Below are 13,779 nucleotides of genomic sequence, written 5' to 3'. Positions count from 1 at the left end.
GGGCGGGAACCTGTCGCGCATCCGGTCGTCGGCCGAACCGCTGGCGGGCGGGGGTACCGCGTCGGGTCCGGTGAGTTTCATGCGCGGCGCGGACGCGTCGGCGGGCACCATCAAGTCCGGCGGCAAGACGCGCCGGGCCGCGAAGATGGTGATCCTCGACGTCGACCATCCCGATATCGAGGAGTTCGTCGACTGCAAGGCGATCGAGGAACGCAAGGCGCGGGTGCTGGCCGCGGCCGGCTTCGACATGGGACTCGACGGTCGCGACATCCATTCGGTGCAGTACCAGAACGCCAACAACTCGGTGCGGGTGACCGACGAGTTCATGCAGGCCGTCGCCGACGGCGCCGAGTGGCCGCTGCGCGCGGTGACCACCGGGGCGACGGTGTGCACGGTGCCGGCCCGCGAACTGCTGCACCGCATCGCGGCCGCAGCGTGGGAGTGCGCCGATCCGGGCCTGCAGTTCGACACCACCATCAACCGCTGGCACACCGCGGCCGCGACGGGCCGGATCAACGGCTCGAATCCGTGCTCGGAGTACATGCATCTGGACGACTCGGCGTGCAACCTGGCGAGCCTGAACCTGCTGACGTTCCTGCGCGACGACGGCACGTTCGACATCGCCGGGTTCCGGCACGCCGTCGCGGTCGTGCTCACCGGCCAGGAGATCCTCGTCGGCCGCGCCGACTATCCCACCGACCGCATCGCGCGGACCTCGCGCCGGTTCCGGCAACTCGGCCTCGGCTACGCCAATCTCGGGGCGTTGCTGATGGCCCTGGGGCTGCCGTACGACAGCGACGCCGGACGGGCGTACGCCGCGGCGCTCACCGCGCTCATGACCGGGCACGCGTACGCGGTGTCGGCACGGCTCGCGCGCCGGCTCGGGCCGTTCGACGGATTCGCCGAGAACCGGGAGCACACCCTCGCGGTGCTGGCCCGTCATCGCGGTGCCGTCGACGACATCGACGAACAGGTCGCGCCCGCCGACGTTCTCGCCGCGGCGCGGGAGGACTGGGACACCGCGTGCGCCCTCGCCGCCGAACACGGGGTACGCAACAGCCAGGTGACGGTCCTCGCGCCGACCGGCACGATCGGCCTGGCCATGGATTGCGACACCACCGGCATCGAACCCGATCTGGCCCTGGTGAAGACGAAGAAGCTGGTGGGCGGCGGGACGCTGTCCATCGTCAATCGCACGGTGCCCCGGGCATTGTCGCGGCTCGGTTATCCCCCGGACAAGGTGGCCGAGCTGATCACCCACATCGACACGCACCGCACCGTCGTCGGCGCGCCGCAGTTGCGGCCCGAGCATCTGCCGGTGTTCGCGACGTCGATGGGAGACAACGTGATCGAGCCGCGCGGCCACGTCCTGATGATGGCCGCGGTGCAGCCGTTCCTGTCCGGCGCGATCTCGAAGACGGTCAACCTGCCGGAGTCGGCGACGGCGGCCGACATCGAGGAACTGTTTCTCGACGCGTGGCGGCTCGGGCTCAAGGCGATCGCGGTGTACCGCGACAACTGCAAACTGGGCCAACCGTTGTCGGCCACGGCGGCCCCGGCCGCGACGGCCCCGGCGCCGCGGCGGGAACGGCTGCCCCGGCTGCGCCGGTCGCGCACCTTCGAGTTCCGCGTCGCGGACTGCAAGGGCTTCGTCACCGTCGGCCAGTACGACGACGGCCGTCCGGGCGAGATGTTCCTGCGGGTGGCCAAGCAGGGCTCGACCCTGGCCGGAATCATGGACGCGTTCTCGATGGCGGTCAGTTACGGCCTGCAGTACGGGGTTCCGTTGCGCACGTTCGTCAACGCGTTCACCAGCACGCGGTTCGAGCCGGCGGGCATCACCGACGATCCGGACCTCCGGATCGCGACGTCGATCCTGGACTACATCTTCCGGCGCCTGGCAGTGGAGTACCTCGACGCGGACGAGCGGGCCGAACTCGGCATCCGCACCGGTGCCGAGCGCAGCGCGCCCGTCTTCGACGACGCGGTGGCCGACACCCGGCAGGGTCGTGCGCGCCGAAGCGACGCGCCGTACTGCATGCAGTGCGGGGTGCAGATGCAGCGCTCGGGTTCCTGCCACGCCTGTCCGTCGTGCGGCAGCACCAGCGGGTGCAGCTGACGCGGTCGCGGTTGCGCCGAGGGGAACGTTGTCGCGGCATCACGCGAGTGGCGTCGACGAGAACCGCCCCCTCGCGGCCACGTCGACCCTAGCCGGTGGCCTCCATCAGCGACAGCACGTTTCCGTGGGGGTCGCGGAACCACGCGACCCGCATGCCCTCGGGCGACGTCCACGCGTCGTGTTCGTCCTGGGCCATGCCGTTGTACCGGACGAATTCGACGCCCTTGGCGCGCAGCGCTTCGACGGTCTCGTTCAGGTTCGGTACCCGCCACCCCAGGGCGGTGTAACCGGTATCGGCGCGGGACTGCACCAGCGTCACCCGCACGGGCGAGCCGCCGCCCGCGTCCAGAATCAGCGTGAAGTGATCCCGGGACAGCTTCTCGAAGCCGAGGGTGTCGACGTAGAACATCTCCGAGATGTCGAGATCGGTACTGGGCAGGAAGCTCACGAGCTGACCGCGGATCGTCATGGGAACCACTGTGCGCCTCACCCCGCGGCCAGGCAAGGTTGCGGCAACCCGTGCGTGGCGGGTCCGGGGTACTAGCATCTGCTCGTATGAGCACCTCCGAGATCGCGACCGTCCTGGCCTGGCACGACGCTGTCAATTCCAACGACATCGAGACCCTGCTGGCGTTGTCGAGCGACGACATCGTGCTCCCCACCGGGGACGACGACGAGGATCAGGGCCTCGACGAGCTGCGGGAGTGGGCGACGACGGCGGGCGTGACGTTCCGGCCCGGCCGGATGTTCGTGCACGAGGGGATCGTCGTGGTCGAGGAGACCGCCACGTGGGCGGCCGATCCGGAGCACCCGCGCAGTGAGGCGATCGCATTCCGGGTGGTGGGCGACCATGTCGTCTCGGTGTACCGGCACGACACCCTCGAGGAGGCGTTCGAGGCCACCCGGCTGAACGAGGGGGATCTCTACGAGGGATAGGCGACGTGCCGTGACCCCCGGCACATTCTAGCGATCGCTAAGGTAGCCTCCTCGTGGAATGGTCCCAACGCACCCCGAGTGAGGTTCGACGAGTGTCCGCTGAAGCTGTTGAGAAGAAGGGTCCGCTCGCGGGTATCCGCGTCGTCGAGTTCGCGGGACTCGGCCCCGGCCCGCACGCCGCCACCCTGCTCGCCGATCTCGGCGCCGACGTCGTGTGCGTGCAGCGGCCGGGCCTGATCCCGCCCGCCGGTCACCGCGACCAGATCCAGCGCGGCCGCCGCGTCGTCGAGGCCAACCTGAAGGATCCCGAGCAGGTCGAGAAGGTCCTCGGGCTGATCGAGCGCGCCGACGTCCTCATCGAGGGCTTCCGCCCGGGCGTGACCGAGCGCATGGGGCTCGGCCCGGACGTCGCGCTGGCCCGCAACCCGCGCCTGGTCTACGGGCGGATGACCGGCTGGGGCCAGGAGGGCCCGCTCGCCCACGCCGCCGGCCACGACATCAACTACATCTCCCTGACGGGCGTGCTGCACGCCATCGGGCGCAAGGGTGAGCGGCCGGTGCCGCCGCTGAACATGGTCGGCGACTTCGGCGGCGGCTCGATGTTCCTGATCTTCGGCATCCTCTCCGCCCTCGTCGAGCGTCAGAGTTCCGGCAAGGGGCAGGTCGTCGACGCCGCGATGGTCGACGGCGCGCTGGCGCTCTCGCACATGATGTGGGCGTTCCGCGGCCGCGGCGTGTGGTCGGACGAGCGCGGTGTGAACCTCCTCGACACCGGCGCGCCGTTCTACGACGTGTACGAGACCGCCGACGGCAGGTACATGGCCGTCGGTTCCATCGAGCCGCAGTTCTACGCGCTGCTGCTGCAGGGCCTCGAGCTCGATCCGGCCGATCTGCCGCAGCAGCTCGACACCTCGGCGTGGCCGCAGATGAAGAAGCTGTTCACCGAGAAGTTCCTGTCCAAGACCCGCGACGAATGGGCCGCGATCTTCGACGGCACCGACGCGTGCGTCTCCCCCGTGCTCACGTTCGGCGAGGCCCCGGCCAACCCGCACATCGCGGCCCGCGGCTCGCTGATCGAGCTCGACGGCGTCACCCAGCACGCCCCCGCGCCCCGGTTCTCCCGTACCCCGGCGGGCCCGCCGGCCCCGCCGGCCGGCGAGGCCACCGACGTCGACTCCGTCTGGCGCTAGGCAGCGGAGCTGCCGGTGTGTCCTTTGGGCTGCCCTGGCGACCCGAAGGACACACCGGCGCCGCAGGCGCCTACAGGAGGTGCACGGCGCCCGTATCGACCGCGTCCAGCAGGAACGCCGGGGACACGTCCGGGCGACCGGCGCGGCCCCTGCCCGCGGTGAGCTCGTCCGCGAGCCGGCGCGCGACGTCGAGCACGAGCGGGCCGCCGTCGGGCAGGAACCGGAGCAGACCTGCCTGTTCGCACCGCGCGGCGACGGAGGCCAGCAGGGTCGCCGCTTCCTCGTCGTGCCCGGCCGCGGCCAGGCAGGCCACCTCGAGCCGCTCCGCGCGCAGCAGCCTGCGCGCCCGGCGGCTGCCGCGCAGCAGTTGCACCCACTCGCCGGCCCACCGGCACGCCAGCTCGGTGTTCTCCGGCGTGGGATCGGCGAGCAGCCCCCGGATGGCCGTGGCCTCCTCGAGCTGCGCGGTCCACGCCGCCGTGCCGTGGTCGGGGCGCGGCCGCGTCCCGTAGGCGACCGGCTGCTGCCGCGGCGCCGACGGCAGCGGCCCGAGACCGAGCCGGACGCGTTCGTTCTCGACGGCCGCCGCGAGCCGCTCCAGGTTCATGGCGGCGGCCGCACGGGCGCCGTCCGCCAGTCGCGACACCACCGCCTCGCGGTCGCCGCGCACGGCCTTGAGCCGGGCACCGACGACGTACCGCGAGATCTTGAAATCCACGACCCCGCCCTCCGAGCCGAGGGCGAAGCCGTCGTCGAGCAGCCGCTCGGCCTCGTCGAGCTCGCCCCGCTCGTAGAGCAGCTCACCGAGGATCGACCCGGCCAGCACCGCGGCCGACGAGTGCCGGCCGCTGCCGCGCCGCGCCGCGCGCAGTCCCGCGCGGAAATGCTCCTCGGCCCCGGCGACGTCGAGCTGTTCGACCGCGGCCAGCCCCAGCAGGGCGCGGGCGTGCATGGTGTTGTAGGGGCCCTCGTTGAGTTCGTGGTACGGCTGCGCCACCTGCTGCAGCCGAACCACCTCGTCGTAGTCGGCCCGGTAGACCGCGGCGAACGTGGCGACGTTGAGCCCGGACGAGATCACCAGCGGCGGCAGGGTGGCGGCGCGGGCCAGGCAGTGCTCGACGAGATCGTCGGCGCGTTCCAGGCGGTCGCAGCGCAGGGCGACGATGCTGCGCACGACCTCCACCTCGACGGCGATGTCGGCCGCCTCCTCGGCGTTCACACCGTCGGCCGCGACCGCCGCCTCGACCACGTCCAGCGCGTGCAGCGCCGGCGCCGAGCGGTGCAGCAGGATGTTCCCCCAGGCGATCGACAGCTGCAGGCGGATCCGGCCCGCCACGGCGCGGCGCGGCAGCTTGGCGACGAGCCCGAGCAGCGTGGTGGCGTGCCCGTGCTCGATCATCCGGCGCCCGTTCTTCTCGACGAGGTCGACGGCGCGGTCCTCGTCGCCCGCGGCGAGGGCGTGGTCGACCGCCTCGCCGACCATCGCATGGCCCTCGTACCACTCGGACGCGGTCCGGTGCAGGGCCGGGACGCGCTCCGGGTGCTCGCGTTCGAGCCGCTGCCGGAGGAACTCGGCGAACAACGGCTGATATCCGAACCAGCGGCCGTCCTCGTCGATCCGGTGCAGGAACAGGTCCCGGTCCTCGAGGTCCTCGAGCAGGGCCTGACCACGTTCGTGCCCGGTGAGCGCGGTGGCGAGGCTGCCGCAGATGCGTTCGGTCACCGCGGTGGTGAGCAGGAACTCGACGTCGTCCGGGGGCAGCGACTCGAGCACGTTCTCGGCGAGGAAGTCGCCGATCGCCCGGTGCCGGCCGGACAGGTGGGAGATCAGTTCCCCGGGGTCCTCGCGTCCGCGCAGCGACACCGCCGCGAGCTGCAACGCGGCCGCCCACCCGTCGGTGGCGGCGGTCAGGTCGGCGACCTCGTCGTCGTCGAGGTCCAGCCCGGCGAGGTCGACGAGGAAGGTCCGCGCCTCGGACTCGTCGAATCGCAATGCCTCGTAGTCTATTTCGACGAGTTCGTCGCGCACCCGCATCCGGCTCGTCGGCAGTCCCGCGCGGGTCCGGCCGACCACCACGAGCTGCATGTGGTGGCAGCCGTTGTCGAGCAGGAAGGCCATCGCGGCGATCGTCGCGGGGTCGTCGACCCGATGCCAGTCGTCGATGATGACGACGAGTCGTTCACCGGCCCTGTGGATCTCGTCGATGAGTGAGGTGAGCACGTAACGTTCGGCCTCGTCGCCGTGTTCGTCGAGCACCTGGCCGAGCTCGCGGGCCAGCGAGGGCCGCACCTGCCGGATCGACTCGACGAGGTGGGCCAGGAACCACACCACGTTGTTGTCGTCGTGGTCGACGTTGAGCCACGCGACGGGCACGTTCCTCTCGGTGAGCACGTAGCGCCACTGCAGGGCCAGCATGGTCTTGCCGAATCCCGGCGGGGAGTGGATGACGGTCAGTTTCCGGCGCTGCTCCGTGTCGAGGACGGCGAGCAGGCGCCGTCGCGGCACGAGCCGGCGTGTGGTCGACGGCGGACGGAACCGGGTCGCCGGCACCGGCGGGGTGGTGGCGCGCACGCCGGACCGGTAGGTGCTCCGCCGCTCCGACACGGACGGCGACGGAGGGTGACCGGGCTCCGAGCCCGGCTCGAGTTCCCCGGCTACCGGCAGCTCGTCCACCGGCAGACCCTCGTCGGCCTGCACCTCGCGCAGCAGCTCCCCGAACTCGGCGGCGGTCGCGGGCCGGGCCTGCGGGTCCACCGACATGGAACGCTCGATCGCCGAGGACAATCCGTCCGGGACGCCCTGCTCGCGCAGGTCCGGAACGGGCTGGGTGGTCACCCGCACGAACTGCGCCACGACCCGCTCGCCGCTGCGCCGTTCGAATGCCGCGTGCCCGGTCAGCGCGCAGAACAGCGTGGCGCCGAGGCTGTAGACGTCCGATGCGGGGGTGGGCACGCGGCCGCTGAGCACCTCCGGGGCCGTGAACGCCGGCGACCCGGTCACCTCACCCGCCACCGTCTCGAAGCCCCCGCTGATGCGGGCGATCCCGAAGTCCGTGAGCTGCGGCTCGCCGAACTCGGTGAGCAGGATGTTGGCCGGCTTGACGTCGCGGTGCAGGATGCCGACGCGGTGGCCGGTCTCGAGGGCGCCGGCCAGCTTGATGCCGATCCGCACCACCTCGGCCCACGGGATGGGCCCGGAGCGGCGCAGTTGCGCGTCGAGCGAGTCGCGCGGGTGGTACTGCATCACGAGGTACGGGCGCCCGGATTCGGTGGTGCCGACCTGCAGGACGTTGACGATGTTGGGATGCCCGGACAGCCGTCCCATGGCGCGCTGCTCACGCAGGAAACGCTCGAGGTTGTCTGTGTCCATGTGGGAGGTGAGGACCTTCACCGCGACCGGGCGATCGAGTGCGGTCTCGTAGCAGCGGTAGACGACACCGAATCCGCCGCGCCCGATCTCCCGCGCGTCGTCGAACCCGGCGGCGGCGAGTTCGGCAGCGAGGTCGAACCCGATGTCGCGCTGCGTCGCGTACGGATCCTTTTCGGCCACAGTCGTTCTCGCATCCGTCCGAAGTGGCGGCTCGCGGACGGCCACAACGGCGTGACCGCCCGTGCGTACCCCTCGAGCATAACGCCGCGGACCGGTTCCCGGGCCCCGTCCGGCCACCTCCGAATCAGACCACGAGGTGTGGTTCCGCGAGGTCCCGGCCGCGGGCGAGCGCGTCGTACGCCGACGCCACGGACGCCACCGCCCGGCGCACCTCGTCGACCTCCCGCGCGTACGGCAGCCGGAGGAAGCGCTCGAACGCGCCTTCCACGCCGAACCGCGGTCCGGCGGCGAGGACCACACCGTGATTCGGGGCGGTCGCCGCGAGGGCCGTCGACACCGGCGTGGGCATCCGCACCCACAGCGACATCCCGCCCGGCCCCACCGTGTACTTCCAGTCGGGCAGGTGCTCGCCGAGCGCGCCGAGCATCGCCGCCCGGCGGCGGCGCAGCTGTCCGCGCCGCCGCTCGAGCAGGTCTTCGACGTCGCCGAGCAGGTGCGCCGCGGCGAGCTGCTCCATCACCGGCGTGCCGAGGTCGACGGCGGAGCGTGCCCCCACGAGCCGCGTGATCAGGGACCGGTCGGCACGGATCCAGCCCACCCGGAGCCCGCCCCACAGGGACTTCCCGGTGGATCCCACCGTCACGACGGACCGGTCCGCGCCGTACGAGGCGACCGCGGGGGGTGGTGGGGTGTCCAGCCACAGGTCCACCATCGTCTCGTCCACGACGAGCGTCATGCGGGTCTCCTGGGCGATCCGGACGAGTTCGGCCCGGCCCTGTGCGCCCATGCACAGCCCGGTGGGGCTGTGGAAGTCCGGGATCAGGAACGCCATTCGCGCCGCCGTCTGCCGCGCGGCGCTGCGCAGGCCCTCGAGGTCCCAGCCGGCGTCGGCGCCGCCCTCGGGCCGCACCGGCACCACGACCGGCCGCGCCCCGTGCCGCCGGATCGCCTCGAGCGCATTGGGATACGTGGGATGGTCGACGATCACGCGGTCGCCGGCGTCGGTGAGCACGCCGAGCAGCAGGCGCAGCGCGTGCTGCGCGCCGGAGGTGACCATGATCTGGTCGGCGTCCGTGGGCAGCCCCCGCTCCCGGTAGCGCCGCGCGATGACCTCGCGCAGCGGGGCCACGCCGATCGGCTCCATGCCGTGCGAGTCGAGGTAGGCCGGCACCGAGCGCAACGCGGCCGCGTAGGCGGACTCGATCTCGGCGGCGGGCGCGGGCATGGACGCGTAGCTCAGATCCACGGTCTCGGGCGCCCGGGCGGGACCGGGACCCCCCGCCCGCGCCGGGGCGGCGGTCCGGCCCGACGGCAGCGCGACGGTGCTGCGCGCGCCCTGCCGGCTGCGCAGGTAGCCGGCCTCGCGCAGCGCCGTGTACGCGGAGGTGATGGTGGTGCGGCTCAGGGCCAGCGCGGCGGCGAGCTCGCGTTCGCTGGGCAGCGCCACGCCCAGGGGGACGCGGCCGTCGTGCACCAGCAGGCGGATTCCGTCCGCGAGGGCCCGGTACGCGGGCCGCCGATCGGCGGTGTCCTGCCAGTTGCCGAGGTCGCGGGCCAGGGAGCCGGCGCCGATCGCACGCGTGATCACCGATCCAGTATCGCAGTCCAGTCGGTGAAGTGGTCGCCTGTCCCCGGTCCAGTCCATACTGACGACGTGACCACCCTCGGCTACACCCTCTTCGACACCGCCGTCGGCACGTGCGGGCTCGTGTGGTCTGCAGCCGGCATCGTCGGCCTGCAACTGCCCGAGACCGCACCCGAGCCGACGCGCGACGAACTGCTCGAGCGGTTCCCGGACGCGGTCGAGCGCCCGGCCCCGGCCGCGGTGCAGCCCGTGATCGAGGCCGTCACCGCGCATCTCGCCGGCGCCCCGGACGACCTGCGCTGGGTTCCGGTCGACTACCAGAACGTGTCCGAATTCGACACCGCGGTCTACGAGTTCGCGCGCACGATCGGCCCCGGGACGGTGGCGACCTACGGCGAGGTCGCCACCCGGATCGGCCGGCCGGCCGGAGCGCAGGCCGTCGGACAGGCCTTGGGACGCAACCCCGTTCCGCTCGTCGTGCCGTGCCACCGGATCCTCGCCGCGGGCGGCGGCATCGGCGGCTTCTCCGCACCCGGAAGCACCGTCACGAAGCGGGAGCTGCTCGCGCTCGAGCACGCCCCCGGCTTCGACGATCCGACCCTGTTCTGACGGGCAGCCGCAGCGGGTTTCAGCCCAGGATGTCGCGCCGCACGATCGTCTGGTCGCGGCCCGGGCCGACGCCGATGCACGACATGCGCGCGCCCGAAAGCTCCTCGAGCCGCAGCACGTAGTTCTGTGCGTTCTTCGGCAGGTCCTCGAAGGTGCGGGCGTCGGAGATGTCCTCCCACCAGCCGGGCATCTCCTCGTAGATCGGCGTGGCGTGGTGGATGTCGGTCTGCGTCATCGGCATTTCGTCGACGCGGACCCCGTCCACCTCGTAGCCGACGCAGATCGGCACGGTCTCGAGGCTCGACAGCACGTCGAGCTTGGTGAGGAAGAAGTCGGTGATGCCGTTGACACGGGTCGCGTAGCGGGCGATCACGGCGTCGAACCAGCCGCAGCGCCGGGCCCGGCCGGTGGTGACGCCGACCTCGCCGCCGGTCTTGGCCAGGTAGGCGCCGTGCTCGTCGAACAGTTCGGTCGGGAACGGGCCCGAACCGACGCGGGTGGTGTAGGCCTTGAGAATGCCGAGCACCGTACCGATCCGGTTGGGGCCGATGCCCGACCCGACCGCCGCGCCGCCGGCCGTGGGGTTCGACGACGTCACGTACGGGTAGGTGCCGTGGTCGACGTCGAGCAGCGTGCCCTGCGAGCCCTCGAGCAGCACCGTCTCGCCGGCCTCGAGGGCCAGGTTCAGGCGCAGCCGGGTGTCGGCGATGCGATGCTTGAAGCCCTCCGCCTGGCCGAGCACCTCGTCGACGACCTGCTGCGGGTCGAGGGCCTTGCGGTTGTAGATCTTCGACAGCACCTGGTTCTTGAACTCCAGGGCGGCCTCGACCTTGTGGGTGAGGATCTTCTCGTCGAGGACGTCGGCGACGCGGACGCCCACGCGGGCGATCTTGTCCTGGTAGCACGGGCCGATGCCGCGGCCGGTGGTGCCGATCTTCTTGGCGCCGAGGAAGCGTTCGGTGACCTTGTCGATGGCCACGTGGTACGGCATGATCAGGTGCGCGTCGGCGCTGAGCAGCAGGTTCGTGGTGTCGACCCCGCGGTTCTCGAGACCGGCCAGCTCGTCGAGCAGCACGCCCGGGTCCACGACCACGCCGTTGCCGATCACGTTGGTGACGCCGGGAGTGAGGATGCCGGAAGGGATCAGGTGCAGCGCGAAATTCTCCCCGTTGGGGAGGACGACGGTATGGCCGGCGTTGTTGCCCCCCTGGTAGCGCACCACCCACTGCACCCGGCCACCGAGCAGATCGGTGGCCTTGCCCTTGCCCTCGTCGCCCCACTGGGCGCCGATCAGGACGATTGCCGGCATTTCGCTGTCTCCTAGGGTGTCGACGTGCGGGCGCCCTCCGCCTGCAGGGTTCTGCCGTCACAGAACAGAAGCCGGGGGGACAGTCTAGCGGACCACGCGCGCGGCGCTGCCTCCGGCGTCCGCCGGTCGCCGCCCCGCCTGTGACGGGGACCGAGAATCCGCCCGACTCACCGTGCCACGTTCGGGCGCCCGGCGGCGGGGCCCGTCGTGACTAGAGTGAACGGAGCATCGTCGGCCGCGAGAGGAGTGCTCTTGACCCCCGTTGTGCTCAAGTGCGGTGACGCCCCGCTGCCGTTGACATTGACGTCCCTGACCACGTTGACCGCCCCCGTGCTTCCCGGCAAGGACGACTTCGAGGACGTGTTCGCGCATCTCGAGTCGGTCGAGGATCCCCGGCTCGTGGTGGTGGGCGGGGATGCCGCCTTCGCCGCGGCGCTGACCCGGATGATGCGCACGGAGCGGCTCGGCATCGAACTGGCCTACGTGCCCGAGCGGCGCACCCCGGCCGCCGAGGCCTACGGGCTGCGGTTCGGGTCCAAGGCCGCGACCGTCGCCCTGCAGGGCGTGGCCCGGCCGGTGCCGCTCATCCGCGACGACGCCGGCATCGCCCTCGTCGGGCGTGCCCTCGTCGAGGGTGAGGTCGGCGAGCTCGTCGGCGAGGCGTACGTGGACGACACCCGCCTGTTCAGCGGGGTCGCCCCGGGCGTGCGGATCGAGCCGATCCCCGACATGCCGGGACTGCGGGCCGCGATCGACCGGCCGCGCTGGTTCGGCGGCTACCGCTGGGTGACCGGACGCGCCGTCCAGCTCGGCTCGCCCGGCGCCCTGCTCACCCGCGACGGGGTGGCCAATCCCCGGGCGGTGAAGCGGTCCACGTTCTACCGGCACGAGCACAAGTGGAAGCTGGTGCGCTGAGCCGTCCGCTCACACCGCTGCACCACGAGAGCCGTTCGCGCAGAACGCCTGTCGCTTTCGATCCGACGTCACGAGTTGCACCGGGCCAGCGTCTCGCCGGCGCCGCGGAGGGCGGCCCGCAACGACCGCGGGGCCACGACCTCGACCCCGCCGCCGAGGGCGAGGAGCTGGTCGAGCGCCACCTCCTCGGCCTCGAGCAGCAGGTCCACCCGAACCCGCCCGTCCGCGTCCGGCGGGCCCGGCTCGCCGGCGGCGGCGTCGGCGCCCACCACGCGGGGCAGGCGCCGCCACGCGGCCGGGGTGAGGCGGACCGTGCAGGCGAACGTACGCAGGGCCCGGTCGAACTCCGCCGCGGACGCCGCCCAGTAGGCGGGCAGGTCGAATCCGCCGGGGCGGTGCGCGGGAGCGTCGAGCACGTCGGCGGACGCGATGCGCCCGACGCGGTAGGTGCGGACGTGACCGGTGTGGGCGGCGACGAGGTACCAGACCCCGGCCTTGGCGACGAGCCCGAGCGGGTCGAGGGTGCGGGCCACGGTCCGGCCGCCGCGCCGGTAGCGGATGTGCAGGCGACGCTCGTCGAACACGGCGGACGCGACCGCCGGCAGGTGCGTGTTGTCGCCCGGTGCGGCGAACCAGCCTGGGACGTCGACGTGTACCCGGTCGCGCCACGCCTGGGCGGCGCTGCGCAGGGTAACCGGCATGGACCCGAGCAGCTTGCCGCGTGCCGCCTCGAGCTCCACCCCGAGGTCGGCGGCGAGGGTGGGCACCCCCAGCAGCATCAGCGCGGCGCTCTCGTCGCTGGTGAGCCCGCTCAGCCGGGACTGCCACCCGTCGAGCAGGCGGATGCCGCCACCCGGCCCGCTCTCGGTCCACACCGGGACCCCCGCGGCAGACAGGGCACCGACGTCGCGGTACACGGTGCGCACCGACACGCCGAGGTCGTCCGCGAGTTGCCGCGCGGTCAGGCCCGCGCTGCCCTGGAGCCGGAGCATCATCGCGAGCAGACGTGCCGATCGCATGTCCGCAGCCTACGCGGAAAACACTGACACCGGATGTCAGTGATACGGGGGCATGCTGGGTCCATGACCACATGGGACGAGTTCTCCGAGCAGGCACCGGATCTGGCGAAGGCGATCGCCGCACGACTGCAGGCGCACAAGCATCACGTCCTGGCGACGGTGCGACGGGACGGGTCGCCCCGCGTCAGCGGGACGGAGGTCGAGATCGTCGGCGGCCGGCTGGTGCTCGGCTCGATGCCCGGCGCGCGGAAAGCGCGCGATCTGCAGCGCGATCCGCGCTACGCCCTGCATTCGAATCCCGGGCACCACTCGATGACAGGGGGCGACGCGAAGGTCGCCGGCCGGGCCCGGGAGCTGCACGACGAGGAGAAGGCAGCCGTGCTCGCCGCCTACCCGGAGGAGGTGCCGCCGGGACCGATGCACGTGTTCGAACTCGGCCTGGCCGAGGCGGTGCTCACGTCGGTGGACGGGGAGCACCTGTACGTGGACCTGTGGCGGCCCGGTGCCGCGGTCGAACGCTTCACCCGCTGACCGGCCGGAGCTGCCG

11 protein-coding genes are annotated in these 13,779 nt (G+C 72.2%); 6 read left to right on the top strand and 5 right to left on the bottom strand.

The window, feature by feature from the left end; all coding sequences use genetic code 11:
* Nucleotides 1–2,119: vitamin B12-dependent ribonucleotide reductase (locus G6039_RS18415; protein WP_164528094.1), on the top strand; the 2,119-nt coding region annotated here is incomplete at its 5' end.
* Between the two features lie 88 nt (nt 2,120–2,207).
* Here G6039_RS18415 and G6039_RS18410 read toward each other — a convergent pair.
* On the bottom strand, nt 2,208–2,588 hold the full coding sequence (locus tag G6039_RS18410) for a VOC family protein (RefSeq protein WP_029545379.1): 381 nt from the start codon (nt 2,586–2,588) through the stop codon (nt 2,208–2,210).
* A gap of 86 nt (nt 2,589–2,674) precedes the next feature.
* Here G6039_RS18410 and G6039_RS18405 point away from each other — a divergent pair, with 86 nt between their 5' ends.
* Both G6039_RS18405 and G6039_RS18400 read left to right on the top strand, forming a co-directional pair.
* Nucleotides 2,675–3,055, top strand: coding sequence for a nuclear transport factor 2 family protein (locus G6039_RS18405; protein ID WP_006945477.1), 381 nt, complete (start codon nt 2,675–2,677; stop codon nt 3,053–3,055).
* A 92-nt stretch (nt 3,056–3,147) separates the two neighbouring features.
* Nucleotides 3,148–4,245: a CaiB/BaiF CoA transferase family protein gene (locus G6039_RS18400; RefSeq protein WP_043802346.1), complete on the top strand. Its 1,098-nt coding sequence runs from the start codon at nt 3,148–3,150 to the stop codon at nt 4,243–4,245.
* 70 nt (nt 4,246–4,315) lie between these two features.
* Here the strand turns inward: G6039_RS18400 and G6039_RS18395 are convergent, their stop codons facing one another.
* Nucleotides 4,316–7,795 (bottom strand): serine/threonine-protein kinase, encoded by a 3,480-nt coding sequence (locus tag G6039_RS18395; protein WP_029545381.1) that lies wholly within the window; start codon nt 7,793–7,795, stop codon nt 4,316–4,318.
* A 124-nt stretch (nt 7,796–7,919) separates the two neighbouring features.
* A complete protein-coding gene (gene yczR / locus G6039_RS18390) occupies nt 7,920–9,383 on the bottom strand; it encodes a MocR-like transcription factor YczR (RefSeq protein WP_006945460.1) in 1,464 nt (487 codons plus the stop codon).
* A 66-nt stretch (nt 9,384–9,449) separates the two neighbouring features.
* Here yczR and G6039_RS18385 point away from each other — a divergent pair, with 66 nt between their 5' ends.
* A complete protein-coding gene (locus G6039_RS18385; RefSeq protein ID WP_006945458.1) occupies nt 9,450–9,989 on the top strand; it encodes a methylated-DNA--[protein]-cysteine S-methyltransferase in 540 nt (179 codons plus the stop codon).
* Nucleotides 9,990–10,008: 19 nt separating this feature from the next.
* Here the strand turns inward: G6039_RS18385 and G6039_RS18380 are convergent, their stop codons facing one another.
* Nucleotides 10,009–11,298 (bottom strand): adenylosuccinate synthase, encoded by a 1,290-nt coding sequence (locus G6039_RS18380; RefSeq protein WP_006945457.1) that lies wholly within the window; start codon nt 11,296–11,298, stop codon nt 10,009–10,011.
* 264 nt (nt 11,299–11,562) lie between these two features.
* On the opposite strand from G6039_RS18380, the gene G6039_RS18375 reads away from it, so the two are divergent.
* The gene (locus G6039_RS18375) at nt 11,563–12,213 is read left to right on the top strand and encodes a hypothetical protein (protein ID WP_029545383.1); all 651 of its coding nucleotides are present in this window, start codon (nt 11,563–11,565) and stop codon (nt 12,211–12,213) included.
* 68 nt (nt 12,214–12,281) lie between these two features.
* On the opposite strand, the gene G6039_RS18370 is transcribed toward G6039_RS18375, so the two are convergent.
* Nucleotides 12,282–13,232: a helix-turn-helix transcriptional regulator gene (locus G6039_RS18370; RefSeq protein WP_043802351.1), complete on the bottom strand. Its 951-nt coding sequence runs from the start codon at nt 13,230–13,232 to the stop codon at nt 12,282–12,284.
* 63 nt (nt 13,233–13,295) lie between these two features.
* On the opposite strand from G6039_RS18370, the gene G6039_RS18365 reads away from it, so the two are divergent.
* A complete protein-coding gene (locus G6039_RS18365) occupies nt 13,296–13,763 on the top strand; it encodes a pyridoxamine 5'-phosphate oxidase family protein (RefSeq protein WP_006945450.1) in 468 nt (155 codons plus the stop codon).
* Nucleotides 13,764–13,779 lie beyond the last annotated feature (16 nt).

Source organism: Rhodococcus aetherivorans, from assembly GCF_011058165.1.
In the GTDB taxonomy this organism is placed as follows: domain Bacteria; phylum Actinomycetota; class Actinomycetes; order Mycobacteriales; family Mycobacteriaceae; genus Rhodococcus; species Rhodococcus aetherivorans.
This window is presented reverse-complemented; position numbering and strand designations above follow the sequence as displayed.